Annotated in this window: 15 protein-coding genes; 7 read left to right on the plus strand and 8 right to left on the minus strand. The window is 44.1% G+C overall.

The window, feature by feature from the left end; genetic code table 11:
• Window positions 1-42 precede the first annotated feature (42 nt).
• A complete protein-coding gene (gene recA, locus AC0J2F_RS08105; RefSeq protein WP_087523778.1) occupies window positions 43-1,050 on the minus strand; it encodes a recombinase RecA in 1,008 nt (335 codons plus the stop codon).
• Window positions 1,051-1,437: 387 nt separating this feature from the next.
• Between recA and trhO the strand changes: the two genes are divergently transcribed.
• The 6 genes from trhO (at window position 1,438) to AC0J2F_RS08135 (ending at window position 7,930) form a co-directional block, all read left to right on the plus strand.
• A complete protein-coding gene (gene trhO, locus AC0J2F_RS08110) occupies window positions 1,438-2,469 on the plus strand; it encodes an oxygen-dependent tRNA uridine(34) hydroxylase TrhO (RefSeq protein WP_473007210.1) in 1,032 nt (343 codons plus the stop codon).
• A 115-nt stretch (window positions 2,470-2,584) separates the two neighbouring features.
• Window positions 2,585-3,757: a PSP1 domain-containing protein gene (locus tag AC0J2F_RS08115; RefSeq protein WP_473009378.1), complete on the plus strand. Its 1,173-nt coding sequence runs from the start codon at window positions 2,585-2,587 to the stop codon at window positions 3,755-3,757.
• Window positions 3,754-4,242, plus strand: a complete 489-nt coding sequence (locus AC0J2F_RS08120) for a gliding motility lipoprotein GldH (protein ID WP_473007211.1) — start codon at window positions 3,754-3,756, stop codon at window positions 4,240-4,242. The genes AC0J2F_RS08115 and AC0J2F_RS08120 overlap by 4 nt, the downstream gene beginning before the upstream one ends.
• A 2-nt stretch (window positions 4,243-4,244) precedes the next feature.
• The gene (locus AC0J2F_RS08125; RefSeq protein WP_473007212.1) at window positions 4,245-6,563 is read left to right on the plus strand and encodes a penicillin-binding protein 1A; all 2,319 of its coding nucleotides are present in this window, start codon (window positions 4,245-4,247) and stop codon (window positions 6,561-6,563) included.
• A gap of 9 nt (window positions 6,564-6,572) precedes the next feature.
• Window positions 6,573-7,274 carry a CoA transferase subunit A gene (locus AC0J2F_RS08130; RefSeq protein WP_374957851.1) on the plus strand — a complete coding sequence of 234 codons (702 nt, stop codon included), beginning with the start codon at window positions 6,573-6,575 and terminating at the stop codon, window positions 7,272-7,274.
• Window positions 7,274-7,930 (plus strand): 3-oxoacid CoA-transferase subunit B, encoded by a 657-nt coding sequence (locus AC0J2F_RS08135; RefSeq protein WP_473007213.1) that lies wholly within the window; start codon window positions 7,274-7,276, stop codon window positions 7,928-7,930. The genes AC0J2F_RS08130 and AC0J2F_RS08135 overlap by 1 nt, the downstream gene beginning before the upstream one ends.
• Window positions 7,931-8,236: 306 nt before the next feature.
• On the opposite strand, the gene AC0J2F_RS08140 is transcribed toward AC0J2F_RS08135, so the two are convergent.
• Window positions 8,237-9,919, minus strand: a complete 1,683-nt coding sequence (locus tag AC0J2F_RS08140) for an ABC transporter ATP-binding protein (RefSeq protein ID WP_473007214.1) — start codon at window positions 9,917-9,919, stop codon at window positions 8,237-8,239.
• A 339-nt stretch (window positions 9,920-10,258) separates the two neighbouring features.
• On the opposite strand from AC0J2F_RS08140, the gene AC0J2F_RS08145 reads away from it, so the two are divergent.
• Entirely contained in the window at window positions 10,259-13,267 is a 3,009-nt protein-coding gene (locus tag AC0J2F_RS08145; protein ID WP_473007215.1) for a M4 family metallopeptidase, read from the plus strand.
• Between the two features lie 58 nt (window positions 13,268-13,325).
• Here the strand turns inward: AC0J2F_RS08145 and AC0J2F_RS08150 are convergent, their stop codons facing one another.
• The 6 genes from AC0J2F_RS08150 to hemB form a co-directional block, all read right to left on the minus strand.
• A complete protein-coding gene (locus AC0J2F_RS08150; RefSeq protein ID WP_473007216.1) occupies window positions 13,326-14,033 on the minus strand; it encodes a 3'-5' exonuclease in 708 nt (235 codons plus the stop codon).
• Between the two features lie 30 nt (window positions 14,034-14,063).
• Complete coding sequence (locus AC0J2F_RS08155) at window positions 14,064-15,206, minus strand: serine hydrolase domain-containing protein (RefSeq protein ID WP_473007217.1); 1,143 nt, start codon at window positions 15,204-15,206, stop codon at window positions 14,064-14,066.
• A 1-nt stretch (window position 15,207) separates the two neighbouring features.
• Window positions 15,208-15,681: a methylated-DNA--[protein]-cysteine S-methyltransferase gene (locus AC0J2F_RS08160; RefSeq protein ID WP_087525490.1), complete on the minus strand. Its 474-nt coding sequence runs from the start codon at window positions 15,679-15,681 to the stop codon at window positions 15,208-15,210.
• A gap of 4 nt (window positions 15,682-15,685) precedes the next feature.
• Window positions 15,686-16,783, minus strand: coding sequence for a CNNM domain-containing protein (locus AC0J2F_RS08165; RefSeq protein WP_374959098.1), 1,098 nt, complete (start codon window positions 16,781-16,783; stop codon window positions 15,686-15,688).
• Between the two features lie 45 nt (window positions 16,784-16,828).
• Window positions 16,829-17,329 carry a DinB family protein gene (locus AC0J2F_RS08170; RefSeq protein WP_473007218.1) on the minus strand — a complete coding sequence of 167 codons (501 nt, stop codon included), beginning with the start codon at window positions 17,327-17,329 and terminating at the stop codon, window positions 16,829-16,831.
• A 147-nt stretch (window positions 17,330-17,476) separates the two neighbouring features.
• Window positions 17,477-18,451 carry a porphobilinogen synthase gene (gene hemB, locus AC0J2F_RS08175; protein WP_473007219.1) on the minus strand — a complete coding sequence of 325 codons (975 nt, stop codon included), beginning with the start codon at window positions 18,449-18,451 and terminating at the stop codon, window positions 17,477-17,479.
• Window positions 18,452-18,458: the final 7 nt, after the last annotated feature.

An 18,458-nucleotide genomic window follows, 5' to 3' on the forward strand; every position in this document is an offset into this window, starting at 1 on the left:
ATGATAAAACTCCGCTAGGGTTGCGTATGAAAGTATAAAATTTTATTCATTGATGATGGCGATGGCCTCCTTGATTTTGGCCTCTAGCTCATCCATCAGGTCTGGATTGTCTTTAAGAAGTGTTTTTACTGCGTCACGGCCTTGTCCCAATTTGGTGCCGTCATAACTAAACCAAGAACCACTTTTCTTGATGATCTCATAGTCTACACCAAGGTCAATAACCTCTCCAGCCTTAGAAACTCCAGTGCCGTACATGATATCGAACTCTGCAGTTCTAAATGGTGGAGCAACCTTGTTTTTCACCACTTTTACGCGCGTCTTGTTTCCGATAACTGCGCTGTTAGAATCTTTGATCTGTGTAGATCTGCGGATGTCTATTCGTACAGAAGAGTAGAACTTAAGGGCGTTTCCTCCCGTGGTAGTTTCTGGATTACCAAACATAACACCGATCTTCTCGCGCAGCTGATTGATAAAGATCACGGTACAATTGGTCTTACTGATCGATCCGGTTAGTTTTCTGAGCGCTTGAGACATCAATCGGGCGTGCAAACCAACTTTAGAATCTCCCATTTCCCCTTCTATCTCGCTTTTTGGAGTCAAAGCCGCCACCGAGTCAATAACAATTATATCGATGGCTCCGGAACGGATCAAATTGTCGGCAATCTCAAGGGCTTGTTCTCCATTATCCGGTTGTGAGATGATCAGGTTCTCGATATCTACTCCAAGCTTTTCTGCGTAATAACGATCAAAGGCGTGTTCCGCATCGATAAAAGCAGCAATTCCACCTTCTTTTTGAGCTTCCGCTATAGCGTGTAGGGTAAGGGTTGTCTTACCAGAAGATTCTGGCCCGTAGATCTCAATGATACGACCTTTGGGCAAACCGCCAACACCGAGCGCCAGATCTAGCCCCAATGAACCCGTAGAAATGGCGTCAACTTGTTGAACAGCAGCGTCTCCCATTTTCATGACCGTACCTTTCCCATAGGTCTTATCGAGCTTGTCTAATGTTAGTTTTAAGGCTTTTAATTTGGCGTCTTTTTCGTTACTCATATCGGCAGTATAATGTGATTGAAGATAGAAGGCTAAAATACTATTTCTTTTGCTTTATTTCAATCAAATCACGCAACCATTTATGAATTTACAGTCTATCAGATACAAAGGGAAAATTCATTGCTGTGAAATACATGAATCAAACCAAAATGGTTAACAAAAAAGGACTGGCAGTTACCCTAGTAGTCATTTTTAACTGCCGCCTCGATGGTGGCTAGCTACTCCTTCTGTCACTCTTAAAAAACAATAAGTATTAACGAATTAGCCATTCGAAAAAAACACCAAATATTCCACTTTGGTGTTTTTTTTGTGGGTTTTGTTTAAGCATTTAAATAATCTACCTTTGCGGCCAAATACTTTTTCTTTCAACTTAAACGCAAGTATAGCATGCAACTGTACAACAAATTAAGTGCGAAGGAGAGGGCTGAGTTACTTGAACAAGCGGGAGAAGACCGTTTGACCCTTTCTTTCTATCAATACGCCAAGATCGGCAACCCCGAACTTTTTAGAAATCATTTGTTTATCGCTTGGAACGAGATGGAGGTCCTTGGACGCATCTATGTCGCTAATGAGGGCATCAATGCCCAGCTTTCAGTTCCTGCAAAACGCTTTGAGGAATTCAAGGCCTTTTTAGATGGGATCTACTTTTTAGAAGGCTGCCGCCTGAATATCGCGGTAGAACAAGACCTGAAATCTTTCCTAAAATTAAAGGTCAAGGTGCGTCACAAGATCGTAGCAGATGGTCTTAACGATGAAACTTTTGATGTTACCAATAAAGGAGTCCACGTAGACGCAAAGACCTTCAATGAACTTTTAGAAGATCCCAATGCGGTAGTGGTCGATATGCGTAACCATTACGAAAGTGAGATCGGACATTTTAAAGGGGCAGTAACTCCAGATGTAGACACTTTTAGAGATTCTCTAGACATTATTGAAGAGGATCTTAAAGACAATAAAGAAGACAAGAAGCTAGTGATGTATTGCACCGGTGGTATTCGTTGCGAAAAGGCTAGTGCGTATTACAAACACAAGGGATTCCAGCAGGTCTATCAACTAGAAGGTGGAATCATAGAATACACGCGTCAGGTCAAGGCCCAGGAGTTAGAGAACAAATTCCTCGGCAAGAACTTTGTGTTCGATCACCGCAGAGGTGAGCGCATAAGCGAAGATGTGATCGCCAATTGTCATCAATGCGGAAAACCATGTGATACCCACGTGAACTGTGCCAATGAGGCTTGTCACTTGCTCTTTATTCAGTGCGAGGATTGTGCCGAAAAGATGGAAAATTGTTGTAGCCAAGAGTGTCAAGAGATCACGCATTTGCCTTATGAGGAGCAAAAGCAATTGCGTTCTGGCCAGCACAACAGCAACAAGATTTTCAAAAAAGGACGTTCCGAAAAGCTGAAGTTCAAAAAGTAGGTTGCCGCTGTTTTTGCGGGTAGCAGATACGTTATTATTGCCTATCTTTAGGGTCGAAATCAAGTATTAACTTCCGACTCAAAAAGGTGACTTTTTGAGCAATATATATCTCTCTATGGCCTGTACTTCATGTGCCTCCGCTGCGGATGGCCTGCCCAAAGGCTGTAAAAATAACGGTACTTGCGGCACAGATGGCTGCAACAAACTCACGGTCTTTGACTGGTTGGGCAATATGGCCTTGCCGGCAGAGGTAAGTCCTTTTAATGTCGTTGAGGTCCGTTTTAAGAACGGTCGTAAGAACTACTACAAGAACGCAGATGGAGTGACCCTATCCATTGGCGATATTGTCGCTACAGAAGCCAGCCCCGGACACGATATTGGTCAAGTTACCCTTACCGGAGAATTGGTGCGTGTTCAAATGAAGAAAAAGCGGATCAAGGAAGCCGTAGACGAACTCCCAAAGATCTATCGCAAAGCAGGACAGCGAGACATTGACATTTGGCATAAGGCGCGTGCAAGAGAAGAAGCTATTAAAAAAGAATCTCGAGAGATAGCCATTCGATTGGGCTTACAAATGAAGATCTCCGATGTGGAGTTTCAGGGAGATGGTTCTAAAGCAATTTTCTACTATACGGCAGAAGACCGTGTGGACTTTAGACAACTTATCAAAGATTTCGCCCGTGCGTTCAATACTCGCATTGAGATGAAGCAAGTTGGGTTCCGTCAGGAAGCTGCTCGTTTGGGTGGGATTGGTTCCTGCGGACGTGAACTGTGCTGTTCTACTTGGCTTACGGACTTTAGATCTGTAAATACGGCCGCCGCGCGATACCAACAGCTGTCGCTAAATCCGCAGAAATTAGCCGGACAATGCGGAAAGTTGAAATGCTGTCTCAATTACGAATTGGACACTTATTTGGATGCCTTAGAGAATTTTCCAAAGAGCGATGTGCGCTTACAGACCGAGAAGGGAACTGGAGTTTGTCAAAAAATAGACATCTTTAAAGAACGTCTTTGGTACGCCTACGACGGCGACTGGATGCAGTGGTATGAACTTTCTGCCGAACAAGTGCGCGAGATCATTAGCATCAACAAAAAGGGCAAGAAAGCGAGCAGTTTAGAAGACTACAAGGTCGAGGTGAACTTGAGCACTTTCGAATTTAACGACGGCGCAGGTCAAGATAGCCTGACCCGATTCGATCAGCCTAAAAAACGCAGAAAGAAACGCAGAAATAAGAGTCGCAATCAGAAGCGCAAGCCTCAACCGCAGGCCAAATCAAAACAAAAGTGAAGCAATTAGCAGTTTTTAGTGTATTGATGACACTGCTTATGGGCAGTTGCACCGGCGATGCTGTTTTTAGTACGAACACCTCTTTTTCCGATGGCTGGTCGGTTACAGATACTGTCCAAGCTACACTGCCACAATTGGACTCCACCGCGGCATACAATATGTTTATCAATGTGCGCAATACGAACGATTATCCGTTCAATAATTTGTTTCTAATAGCGATCATGGAATTTCCGCAAGGAAAGGTCATTACAGACACATTAGAATACCGAATGGCCAACCCAGACGGAACCTGGATGGGCAGCGGTTTGGGCAGCGTTAAAGAAAACAAGCTCTGGTATAAGCAAGGCGTTCGTTTTACCGAGCAAGGCGAATATAAATTGAGCATAGTACATGCTGTCCGCAATAATGGAGCGGTAGATGGCGTTGAACGATTAACAGGCATAACGGATGTGGGAATCAGTGCAGAGCTTCCCCAAACAGACTAACTATGGCAAAACAAGTAACAAAGAAACAAGCTATGGAAAAGTCGCAGCTTAGAAAGTACATCTTTCTATTTTGGAAGTTGGTAGCTGGTGGCTTTTTATTCATTATCCTGATGTTCCTTTTAGCCTCTTGGGGCGTTTTTGGACAATTGCCGGATGAAACTGCACTGGAAAATCCAGAAAAGGATCTCGCGACAGAGATCATCTCCTCAGACGGAAAGACCATTGGAAAATTCTACAAGGAGAACAGAACTCCTATTACTTTTGATGAGCTTCCGCCGCATTTGGTAGAGGCATTGATCGCAACAGAAGACGCGCGTTTTTACGATCACTCCGGAATTGACGCTCGAGGATTCTTACGTGCAGCTATCTTTCTCGGTAAACGCGGTGGCGCCAGTACCATAACCCAACAGTTGGCCAAACTATTCTTTACCGACGATGTAGCGAGTAATACGGTAGAGCGGGTAATCCAGAAGATGAAAGAATGGATCATTGCGGTTCGTTTGGAGAAGCGTTACACCAAAGAGGAGATTGTCGCTATGTATCTGAACGAGATGGATTTTATTTTCCAAGCTGTGGGGATCAGATCGGCCTCGAACATCTACTTTGGCAAAGAACCTATGGATCTCACCGTAGAAGAAAGCGCCATTTTGGTGGGAATGTTAAAAAATCCGCGACAGTACAACCCTAAGCGCGAGATATCTAAAGCCAAATCCTTGGCACGTCGTAATGTGGTAATTAGCCAGATGGCGAAATACGATTACATTGACGAGCAAACCAGAGATTCTCTTATTGCCTTGCCGCTCAAGATCAACTATATGCCGCAAGGACATGATGAAGGGATCGGGACCTACTTCAGAGAGTACGTAAGAAACTACATGAAGCAGTGGGCCAAGGACAATCCTAAGTCAGACGGCACGAATTACGATATCGATCGCGACGGGCTTAAGGTTTATGTCACTATAGATTCCCGCATGCAAGAATATGCAGAATTGGCTGTGGACATGCATATGGCTCAATTACAAGCAGAATTCGACAAGCAAAACAAAAAGAACAAAACGGCTCCGTTTAGAGATATTACTCCGGATGAGGTAGACGGTATAATGAATGCAGCTATGCGCCGCTCAGATCGCTGGCGAATTTTAAAAAGACAAGGCAAGTCAGAAAAGGAGATCATTACTAGCTTTAATGAAAAGACCGAGATGCGAATCTTCTCTTGGGGAGGAGATATCGATACTACGATGACTCCAATGGATTCCATTCGTTATTACAAAGGATTTTTGAGAGCGTCTTTGCTTTCTATGACGCCACAAACCGGCGAGATCAAGGCTTGGGTGGGTGGAATTGACTACAAGCATTTTAAGTACGACATGGTAAAGACCGGCCAGCGACAAATCGGTTCTACCTTTAAACCCTTTGTGTACGCTACGGCTATAGATCAGATGCATATGTCGCCCTGTGACACCTTACCCAATACTCCTTATTGTATTCCACAAGGAAAACACGGTAATATGAAAGAGTGGTGCCCAAAGAATTCTGATGGCGATTATGGAGGTACACTTACCTTGCGTGATGCTTTGGGTAAATCGGTGAACACGGTAACCGCCAGACTTATTGACCGAGTAGGGCCAAAACCCGTAATTGAATTGGTGGCCCGTATGGGGGTAGATCCAGAAGATATACCAGAAGTGCCTTCTATTGCTTTAGGTACTCCAGATGTGACCTTATATGAAATGGTTGGTGCCTATGGCACCTTTGCTAATCAGGGAGTTTACATCAAGCCGATCTTGATCACGCGTATTGAAGATAAAAACGGAACCGTATTGGATCAGGCCACTCCTGAGGCAAAAGATGTTATATCGCAAGAAACAGCTTATGTCACTTTAAGTTTGATGGAAGGGGTTACTCAGGCGGGCTCCGGTAGACGACTGCGCGGTACTTGGGCTACCAATACCCCAGTTTACAAAAATGCTGTGACCGGTTATCCTTACGATTTTAAAAACCCAATTGCGGGTAAAACAGGAACCACACAGAACAACAGTGATGGTTGGTTTATGGGGATAGTTCCAAATTTAGTGACCGGTGTTTGGGTTGGGGGAGACGATCGTGCTACGCATTTCGCCTCGACTGCTTATGGACAAGGCGCTACCATGGCGCTGCCGATTTGGGGTATTTATATGAAAAAGTGTTATGAAGAAGAGGGTCTCGACATTTCAACAGGAAAGTTTGAAAAACCAGACGAGTTGACCATTGAGACCGATTGCGAGAAGTGGGCAGAGAACAATACTCCGACAGAGGAAGTGCCCAACGAATTTGAGTTTTAAACAAAACCTATGATCAATAAAACTGTTGCCAACGTAGAAGAGGCCTGCAAGGGTGTCTCTTCAGACATGATGTTCATGTTTGGAGGATTTGGCCTGAGTGGAATCCCTGAAAACGCTATTGGCTATTTGTCTAAACAGGATATTTATGGCCTTACCTGTGTGTCTAACAATGCGGGAGTAGATGACTTCGGATTGGGACTCTTGCTGCAACGCAAACAGATCAAAAAAATGATCTCTTCTTATGTAGGGGAGAACGCGGAGTTTGAAAGACAAATGCTCAGTGGAGAGTTGGAGGTGGAATTGATCCCTCAAGGAACTTTGGCCGAGCGCTGCCGAGCCGCCCAAGCTGGTTTTCCAGCCTTTTACACCCCCGCAGGTTATGGCACCGAGGTGGCAGAAGGCAAGGAGGTTCGAGAGTTTAATGGCAAGATGCACATATTAGAGTATGCTTTCAATGCCGACTTTGGCTTTGTAAAAGCATGGAAGGGCGATACTGCGGGTAACCTTATATTCAAAGGTACAGCCAGGAACTTCAACCCGAATATTTGTGGAGCTGCTAAGATCACAGTTGCCGAAGTGGAGGAGTTGGTTCCAGCCGGTGAATTGGATCCGAATCAAATACACATTCCTGGAATATTTGTACAGCGTATTTTCCAAGGAGCGGTATACGAGAAACGCATTGAACAACGAACTGTAAGACCAAGAACATAATGGCACTAGATAAAAACGGAATTGCGAAACGCATCGCTAAAGAAGTCAAAGACGGCTATTATGTGAATTTGGGAATTGGTATCCCGACTTTGGTAGCAAACTATGTTCGCAACGATATCAGCGTTGAATTCCAGAGTGAGAATGGAGTTCTTGGAATGGGACCTTTCCCTATAGAAGGAGAAGAAGACCCGGATGTGATCAATGCCGGAAAACAAACTATTACAACCTTACCCGGAGCCTCCTTCTTTGATTCTGCCATGAGCTTTTCCATGATCAGAGGAAAACACGTACACCTGACCATACTCGGAGCTATGGAAGTGGCAGAGAACGGAGATATAGCGAACTGGAAAATTCCAGGCAAGATGGTCAAAGGAATGGGTGGTGCAATGGATCTGGTCGCCAGTGCAGAGAATATAATAGTCGCTATGATGCACACCAACAAGCGCGGAGAATCTAAATTACTTGAGCGCTGCTCTTTACCGATTACCGGTGTGGGCTGTGTTAAGAAAGTAGTAACTAATCTCGCTGTTCTCGATATTACTTCAGATGGTTTTGTTCTCAGAGAACGCGCCCCCGGGGTCAGCGTAGAAGAAATAGCTCAAGCCACAGCCGGAAAACTTCATATTCCGGATGATGTTCCCGAGATGGACATTTAATATTTTACACTGCTCCTTGTAAGAAATTACGCATGTGATTGTTAAAATGTTAAAATAAAGTGCATTTCATCTAATAAAAAGGGACTTTATCCCGCATTTTAAATTTTTGCTGCATCTTAGCAGTCCCTAATTAAAGTAACATAACCTACTATGCTAATGGCAATTAGAAATACACTTCGGTTAAAAACGACCTTCTTGTATTTGGCTAAAAAAGTTTTTTTGTTAATGTAAAATACAAACCCCAAATCTGTGCAACGATCAGATATAAGGTTTTACCCGTTCTTTGTGAGGTTAGGACGGGTTTTTTTATGCCTTTTTTATCCCTTTTGGGATGGCTTTAATAAGGCGTTTAGTATAATCTTTTCGGGGGTTGGCATAGATCTCATCGGCATCCCCAATCTCTTCGATCAAACCAGAATTCATCACCACCAATTGATCTGCCATGTATTTTACCACGGCCAGATCATGCGAGATAAATATATAGGTAAAGCCGTATTCTTCCTTTAAGGTATTGAGCAGATTCAATACTTGAGCCTGAACACTGATATCTAAGGCAGAGACCGATTCATCACAGATAAGCAACTTCGGTTTTAGGGCAATGGCCCTTGCAATACCGATCCGTTGGCGTTGACCTCCGGAGAGTTGATGAGGATACCTGTTGTAAAACGTACTGTCCAGACCAACTGCTTCAAGAAGCTCTAATACTTCTTGCTTGCGTTTTCCTGCTGAATAACTGTGGTGTACGGCCAAAGGTTCTGCTATGGCCTCTCCAATGGTAATTCTCGGATTAAGAGAAGCAAAAGGATCTTGAAAAACGATCTGGATCTTCTTGCGCAATTGCTTTCGCTCCGTTTTGTTGAGGTGGGTAATGTCGCGACCTCGAAATTTGATCTGACCTGCGGTGGCCTCCTCGATCTGCATGATGGTTTTCCCCAGCGTGGACTTCCCGCAGCCGGATTCGCCCACTAAGCCCAAGGTTTCTCCTTCAAAGACGGTAAAATTAACTCCCTTAACTGCTTCGACCGCTTTGGGTTTACCAAACAAAGCAGCCTTTCCAAAGTAGGTCTTTTTTAGGTCTATGATCTCTAGAAGTGGGGCTTGCGTATATAATTCTTTGTGCTTTGCAGCTCGCTGAATGGGTTGTATTTCTTCGGATTCAAAACGTTCAGCAGACAGATCCTCTACGGTTGGCAAACGTTTAAGACGTTGGTCCAGATCCGGGCGACTTCCTAATAAAGCTTTGGTGTAAGCATGCTTCGGATTTTCAAAAAGAGATTTTGTTTGGGCAACTTCGAGCAATTCACCGCGAAACATAACAGCTACACGATCTGCAATCTCGGAGACCAGGGCCAGGTCGTGAGAGATAAAAAGCACACTCATACTGTTTTGTTGTTGTAAGCTTTTAAGCAGTTCTATGATCTCTTTTTGTACGGTTACGTCTAAGGCAGTAGTTGGCTCATCTGCAATGAGAATCTTGGGTTTACACGCCAAGGCCATGGCTATCATGACACGTTGCATCTGTCCGCCGGAGAGTTGATGCGGATAACTGCTATAAACTTCATTAACACGTGGAAGTTTGACTTGCTCAAAGAGATGTAGCACTTCTTTTTTGGCCTCCCGTTCACTTTGTTTCTTGTGTATTCGAAGCACCTCTGCCACTTGAGGACCACAGCGCAGTGCTGGGTTTAAAGCGCTCATCGGCTCCTGAAAGATCATGGCAATTTCATTGCCGCGGATATGCCGCAGCTCCTTTTTTGAAAGTTCAGCCAAATTCTTGCCCATGTAATGGATGGCTCCACTGAGTTTGGCGGTTTTTGGTAAGAGCCCAAGTATAGCCAAACTGCTCACAGATTTTCCCGATCCTGATTCTCCGACCAAGCCTAGGATTTCATTGGAGAACAATTTTAGATCAATATCCTTTAGAACAGGATCTGCTTTTCCAAATCGGAGATTGAGCTTATCGATCTTTAATAAAGGTGCTGTTTGCATCGCTTTAAAGATAAGCCGATTTTCTGTTGTTTTTAGCCCTAAAATCTGCCCTAAATTCAGGCATTGTGACAGTTCATTTCAGTTTCGAAAATCTAGCGAAAATTTTCGCGAAAACACGCTGCGGTTTTCGCGTAGTAAATGGAGGGTTAAAGTTCGATAAAACAATCAATTTTGGCCAGAATGTTTAGCCAATTTTTTCAATAAATAAACAAGTATTTTCAAATCGTGCACTTTATCGATTTTTCAGCATTTTTAGAGAAGTGATGAATTATTGTCATTACCTTAACAAAGGATTAACAATAATCTGAAAAATTCACTAACTAACAATTACTATTAACAATGAAGAAAAATTCATTTAGGTCCTTGCTCCTCGCAATGGCCGCTATGCTGTTTTCTACTATGAGTTTTGCTCAAGAAAGTCAGCCCAAACCCATTAAAAAACTCAAGGTTTTTAATGAGACTCAGCAAAAGGCATTTGCTGCTCCCCAAAGCATTTTTACCGAAGAATTCAAGCTCTCTACAGACAACACTTTCAGTGCTGTGTCTGAGCGTACCGACGAACTTGGTTTTACCCACCAGAAATTCCAGCAGTTTTACAAGGGAATCAAGGTAGAGTTCGGTCAAACCACTTTGCATGCAAAAGAAGGGAAAGTAGTATCAATGTCTAACAGTGTTTTTAGGCTTGACGAGCTTACCATCACTCCAGGACTTTCTGCAAATGCGGCACTTAATCGTGCAACTGCGCATATTGGAGCAGAGAAATATTTGTGGCAACAAGCAGACGATGCTGCAATGATCGGTTATGAAAGACCGGAAGGCGAATTGGTGATCTTCCCGGTTATCGACCAGATCACTACAGAAGCGCGTTTGGCTTATAAGTTTGACATTTACGCTTCGGCTCCTGTATATCGCGCCGATGTTTATGTAGATGCGCAGACAGGAGTTGTATTGTTCGAGAACAAGCGTATTCACCACGCAGATACTCCTGCAACAGGGGTAAGTCTTTACAATGGAACAGTAAGTTTCACTGCAGACAGTTACACAGGTGGATACAGACTACGCCAGGCTGCCGATGGTGGTGGGATCCGTACTTTTGACATGAACAACGGAACCAACTACAGTGGAGCATCTGACATTACCAGTGCAGATACTTCCTTTCCATCTTCTACAGCAACTGGGGTTCAGGCTCACTTTGGTGCAGAACAAACCCACAAGTACTTTATGGGCAAGCACAACAGAAACTCCTTCAATGGAGCTGGTGCTATCATCAATTCATATGTTAGCTATTCTAGCAACTATGTGAATGCTTTCTGGGATGGTTCTCGTATGACATACGGAGACGGAGACGGTGTAAACTACGGACCACTAGTATCTCTGGATATTGTTGGGCACGAGATCACTCACGGAGTTACTGAGTTTACCGCAAACCTTATATACAGCTACCAATCAGGAGCTCTTAACGAGTCTTTTTCTGATATTTTCGGAGAGTCCATTGAGCACTATGCACAAGGAACTAACGACTGGTTGATGGGTGACGCCATTGGAGCAGGAGGTAGCGGCGGAGCCTTGCGCTCTATGAGCAACCCGAATGCATTCAACGATCCAGATACTTATTTAGGAACTTACTGGTGGACTTCTTCTGGAGACAACGGAGGAGTGCACATCAACTCTGGGGTTCAGAATTACTGGTTCTACCTTTTGGTTAACGGAGGTTCTGGAACCAACGATGTTGGAGACGTTTTCAACGTTAGCGCTATCGGATGGGACAAGGCAGAAGCTATTGCCTACCGCAACCTTGCTGTATACTTGACACAAAGCTCTCAGTTTACAGATGCTCGTGCAGGTGCGATCCAGGCTGCTATTGATCTTTACGGAGCAGGTAGCCCAGAAGAGATCGCAGTGACCAATGCTTGGTATGCAGTAAACGTAGGTGATGCCTATGGCGGAACACCTCCACCACCAGATTGTGTTACTGGAGATGTATTCTTGTCTATCACTTTAGATAACTACCCAGAAGAAACAGCTTGGACCTTAAAAGATGCTTCTGGTGCAACTATCGACTCAGCTAGTTATTCTACTGCGAACCCAGATGGTTCTACAGTAACCGCTACTTGGTCTGGATTGGCAGCTGGAGATTATACCTTTACTATCACAGATTCATATGGGGACGGTATTTGCTGTTCTTACGGATCAGGTTCTTATACAGTTTCTAGCAGTGCTGGAACAATGTTCAGCGGAGGATCTTTTGGTAGCTCAGCCTCTCATACTTTCTGTATAGAAGGTGGTGGCGGCGGAGCCGATACCGAAGCCCCAAGCACACCAACAGGATTGGCTGCTAGTGCGATTACTGAAACTACAGCTACCTTGACTTGGAATGCTTCTACAGACAATGTTGGCGTAGAAGGTTACGAGATCTTACAAGGAGGTTCTTCTTTAGGAACTACTGCGAGTACTTCTGCTAACATTACAGGAATGACTGCAGGTACTACTTATACTTTCGATGTTCGCGCTTACGATGCAGCCGGAAATAACTCCGGAACGGCAAGTGTGACCTTTACAACTGAATCTGCCGGAGGCGGAGGAGGTGGAGGTCCTGTGGTGCTTCACCAAGGGAACTTCGAGACTGGCTGGGATGGCTGGATCGACGGAGGATCTGACTCTTACCGTTATGCTGGTTCACGTTCTTACGAGGGGTCATACTCAATTCGTTTGAGAGACAACACAAGTTCTTCTACCATGACCTTAGGCACTTTCGATGTTAGCGGACACAGCACTATCGACATTGAATTCTATTTCTATGCTTATAGTATGGAGAACGGTGAGGATTTCTGGGTACAGTTCTATGACGGATCTGCTTGGAGAACCGTTGCCGCTTACGCGAGAGGAACCAACTTCAACAACAATACCTTCTATACTGCTACGGTAAGTATCGATAATGCATCGTACAACTTCCCGACCAATGCGCAGTTCAGATTCCGTTGCGATGCCTCTGCCAATGCAGATCACATCTATATTGATCAGGTAACCATTACTGCGGATGCAGGAACTACCTTAATGGGTGATCGCATCACAGCACTTGGTGGAATTAACGGTTTTGCTGATGACGAAGGTCTTGATATTGACGGAGACTTTATGATGTATCCTAACCCAGTTGGAAGCACGCTTAATGTACGTCTGCTTGAGCCAACAGGACAGGAGACCTATAGAATCGTAAATATTCTTGGACAAGTAGTTGCTCAAGGAACCTTGATGCAATCTATCGACGTTTCACGTTTACAATCCGGAGTTTATATCTTAGAGATAAACGAAGGCGAAGAGATCGTAACAGATCGCTTCATCAAAGAGTAATAGCTTACTCATCAACTAACTAATCGGAAAGACCTCGCCTTCGGGCGGGGTTTTTTTGTTAGCGGTATTTTATCTGATCTTCTTGAAGGATAGGCTGATTGCGATAGCGCAAAAAGATCTGGGCAACGGTTATGGTATCGCGTTGGCAGTATTCAATAATGCGCTCCAAGTCATTGTCGGTATAATAAACCTCGCGAACCTGATCTCCGCTAATGTCTTCTTTAGGAGAAGGAATTCCCAGCACTTTTGCCAAAAGGCGTAGGGAAGTATAGTGTTTAAAATCACCGAACTTCCACAGTTCCATGGTATCCAAATGTGGAACTTCCCACGGTTTTTTACCAAACAGTTGCAATTGGTTTGGCAGCGGAATCCCTAAAATAGTCATACGTCTGGCCAGATAAGGGAAGTCAAATTCTTTGCCGTTATGCGCACAGAGCCTGTGATAGGGTCTGTTAAAATGAGTTTCTAGAAGGCTGTTAAACTCACGGAGCAGATCTGCCTCGTCTCCACTAAAAGAGGTCACGCGAAACTCTCCGCCATCCGCAGCTGTAAAGTAACCTACTGCAATGCAAATGATCTTACCAAACTCCGCCCATATACCCGCACGTTCATAGAACTCCTGTGCAGAGATCTCCTTGCGCTGATATTGGGTCTTAGCGGCATACAACTCCTGAGTTTCTGTATCTAAGGAATTAAAATCTGCTACCTCAGGAACGGTCTCAATATCTAAGAAAAGGATGTTATTTAGTGGGATCTTGTGTAACACAACAAGCGGATTTGCTCGTGAAATTACACTTTAATTGCCAATCATGGCGTAGGTCTCTTCTATATATTTATAAAAGTCACTGGTAAAATCATCACCTGCTTCTCGGGTTCCTAATTGGTGACCCAAACGCACAATGATGAGGTCATCTTCTGGGATGGTGATCACGTATTGCCCTAGTATTCCGCGCATTACAAAAATGTGTTTGTCCAAATGGTCAGATATCCAAAAGCCATATCCATAAGGTTCACCTTCAAAACGCGCTAGCGTAGCTTTGGCTACAAAGGCAGAATCCAAGATCTGTTTGCCGTTCCAGCGGCCGTGATTTTTAAAAAGTCTTCCGAATCGAGCAAAATCTAAGGCATTACTAGCTATACAACAATAACTTTTAGCTAACCTATTGTCTTGGTCGTCAACTTGCCAAAGCGCATTCTGTTGCATTCCTAGCGGTTTCCAAAAACTTGTTTCTAAATAATCGGAAAGCGACTGGCCTGTAGCCTTTTGTACGATCATACCGAGTAACTGGGTGTTTCCACTTAAATAGCTAAACTCTTGTCCAGGCTCGTCGACAACTTTTTGCCCCAAGATAGTTTCGGCCAGATCGTCATCATAATAAGCACGAGCCGTAACACTAAAGGGGCTTTTATAGCTCTCTTCCCAATCGAGGCCAGAAGCCATAGAAGACAGGTCTCCTACGGTGGTCTTTTGTCCTTTGTATTGCTCAAAAAAATCACCAATGGGCTGATCAAGTCCCTTTATATAACCGTCTGCAATAGCCTTCCCTAAGAGGGCAGTTGTAATGCTCTTGGCCATAGAAAAGGAATTGGTTTGCGAGCTCGCTGAATAGCCGTCGCTATAGTGTTCAAACCAGAGGCTGTCGTTTTTAATGATGGCAAAGGCAACAGTCCCCAAATCCTCATGGGTCTGTTTTAAACGTTCTGTCATAGAAACGCTGTTATAGGCGCTGTGCTTGGGCCATTCCCAAGGTTGTTCGGCATTTTCAATAGTATCATTTTCAAAATAGACATGATCGTCTATAAAAGCTGTGGTGTGACCGGTCATATACACAACACGGACACCTTTTAAGATGTATTCGTAGTCCGTGATATAGAGCAAGGCAACCAAAGCGATCAGCAGGATAACTAGGCCTTTTAAGAATTTGAAAAGTCCTCTCATTTTAAAACAGTTTTTCTTGTCGTACTGGCGATTCGTGTTCCAAGAGCCATTTTTTCCGCCACAGTCCACCGGCATAGCCAGTTAAACTTCCATCGGAGCCAATTACACGGTGACACGGAATTATTATCATTATCGGGTTCTTACCGTTGGCGCTCGCCGCTGCTCGAATACTCTTAGGGTCGCCCAAACGCTTGGCCATGTCCATATAGGTAGCTGTTTTCCCGAAGGGAATTTCAGCGAGTTGCGTCCAAACTTGTTTTTGGAAAGAAGTTCCTTGCGGGTTCAGTTTAAGGTCAAAACTACTTCGCTGACCTTGAAAGTATTCATGAATTTGTTGTGCTGCGGATTGCAATTCGGCGGGAATTTCTGCGGATGGGTCTTGAGGGTCTTCCACCACGCTTAGCTTCTGAATTCCGTCTGCATCGCCTTGTAAAAGAAGGCTGCCCAATGGCGAATCCAGATAAGCTTGTGCAATCATCTTATTGGTCTTGATCGTCTTCTTCTGCCTTGGTGATCACAATTCCTAAACGCTTAGCGCGTGCCTCCCAAGTACGACGCGCCATTTGTTGCAGATCTGCAACATTATCGCTTTCGTCCATGATCTCTAAGCCTAGTAAGGTTTCAATAATATCCTCCATAGTAACCAATCCAACAGGGTTGCCAAATTCGTCCATTACAATGGCCATGTGCGCGCGTTTGCCTATAAACAGCTCAAAGAGGTTTGGAATCGGTGTGCGGCTATCAGTGACCAAAAGCTCGCGTTTGATGCTTTTAAGAGGCTCGTGTCCTTTCTTGTCAATAATGGCTTCCAACACATGATCTTTCAAGATCACTCCGGTAACATTATTGGCGTTTTCATTGTATACGGGAATACGGGAGAACTTCAGGTTTTTATGGCCTTCGTGGAAGGCTTCAATGGTGGTGTTCTCATCTTCGGTAATGGCCACAACCCAAGGGGTCATAACGTCTTTGGCCATTATAGATTTAAATACCAGTAAGTTCTTAATTACAGTGGATTCATTCTCGGCAAAAACCCCTTCTTCTTGCGCCGCATCTGCAATGGCGATAAATTCCTCGCGGCTCAAAGTGCTAACATGGGCAGATTTTCCAATAAGGCGGGTTGTGAGTTGCAAGAACCACAATATGCCCGTGTATTTAAGTGGGAATATCAGCAATGATAAAGCTTTGGCTGTAAAATTGGCCAGCTTCTTCCAGTAGGTCGCACCGATGGTCTTTGGAATGATTTCAGAGAGTACCAAGATCAGAAAGGTCATGATCCCAGAAACGATTCCGACTATATTGATTCCAAAGAAATCGATCTCAAAGTCTAAACTTTCGGCCTGAACTCCCACTAAGATCGCTCCCACGGTATGGGCTATGGTATTGAGTGTCAAGATCGCAATAAGCGGCTTGTCCACATCTTTCTTTAAGTTTTCTAAAGTATCGGCATAGCCTTTTCCTTGTGACTTTTTAATGTTTATGAACGAGGGAGTAATGCTGAGCAGTACTGCCTCTAGAATCGAACATAGAAACGAAAAAAAGATAGAAAGTACGGCGTAAACGATGAGTAAGGTCACTGTGCTGGCTTATAGTTGACTAGACAAAAGTAAAAATACCAAAAATTACCAACCCACATAGCGTGGAGGCGCTACTTGTTTGAGGTTTAGATAAACGATCAGTTGTCCACGATGATGTGTCAAGTGGTCTTGCAGTAAATTCAAGATCTGCAATTTGCTTTTTGGGCCTGCAAAGAAATCCACCGTTTCGGCAAAAGTCTCTGGGTCTGTTGCAGCAACAGCCGCAGCAACTCCGTCAAAAGAGGCTTCAAGAGATTTAATGATATTGGCTTTGGTATCGGTAACTGCCTTGGGCTCTGTGCCCTTAAAATAAGTTGTACTGAGCCAATCCATATTCGCTTTTATATGAATCAATTGCTCTTTAAAACTCATTTGTCTTTCAGAAGGTTTAAAGCCAAAGGCATCTTCCGGCATGGCTTCTGCAAGTTCTATAGTGTAATTCTTTGCGTTTTCCCACTTTTCAAGAAAAGCGGTTTTCGGTGTAGTTTGTTGCGCTATAGCGAGATTAGACCCAATAGCGACAAGGGTGATCAGTAGATATTTCATCTATTTAATAATTTTTATTTCTGAGATAATCAAGCAAATAAAAATTATCTGCATAGATCAAGCGCTTCGCTTTCGCACAAAAAATTTAATTATTCAGGTGGGTATACTAGTAATTAAATTTATTTGCGCTCATTTCATGCACCTAAGTTACGAAAGTAATCGCACAGCTTCCTTAGCAAAATAACTGGCTATGATGTTCGCGCCTGCTCGCTTAATACTGGTAAGTTGCTCTAGCATCACAGCATCGTGGTCTAACCAACCTTGGGCTGCCGCTGCTTTTAACATGGCATATTCACCGCTGACTTGATATACAGCCACGGGAACATCTACTTCGTTGCGGATCTCACGAACTATGTCCAAATAAGCCAATCCAGGCTTGACCATGACAATATCAGCTCCTTCGTCTATGTCCATTTGGGTTTCCTTAATGGCTTCAAATCTATTGGCTGGATCCATTTGATAGGTCTTTTTATCGCCAAATCCAGGAGCAGAATCTAAGGCATCTCTAAACGGACCGTAAAAGGCAGAGGCGTATTTGGCGCTATAGCTCATAATAGCCGTGTCGATAAAACCTTCATCTTCTAAAGCTTCACGAATGCTGAGTATACGTCCGTCCATCATGTCACTTGGTGCAACAACATCGGCACCGGCAGCGGCATGAGAAACACTCATGGCTGCCAGCACTTCGTTGGTTTCGTCGTTTAATATTTTCCCATCGGCTACTATACCATCGTGTCCGTAGCTAGAAAAAGGATCCAAAGCCACATCGGTCATGACTAACATACCAGGTTGTGCATTTTTCACCTCTTTAATGGCGCGTTGCATCAATCCATCTGGATTCAAGGCCTCTGTGCCTTCGTTATCTTTTAGGTTGTCCGGTACTTTTACAAAAAGCAATACCGCCTGTAAGTTCATGTTCCAGAGCTCATTGACCTCACTGGCCAACTGATCCAAACTCAAACGGTAATAACCCGGCATGGAAGGAATCTCCTCTCGCACGCCTTTACCTTCTGTCACAAATAAGGGTACCAAAAAGTCGTGTGGAGTTAAAATCGTTTCGCGAACCAGATTTCTCATGGCTGCGGATGCGCGTAATCTTCTGTTTCTTATGATGGGATACATAGTTCTA

Source organism: Gilvibacter sp. CC01, assembly GCF_055755295.1.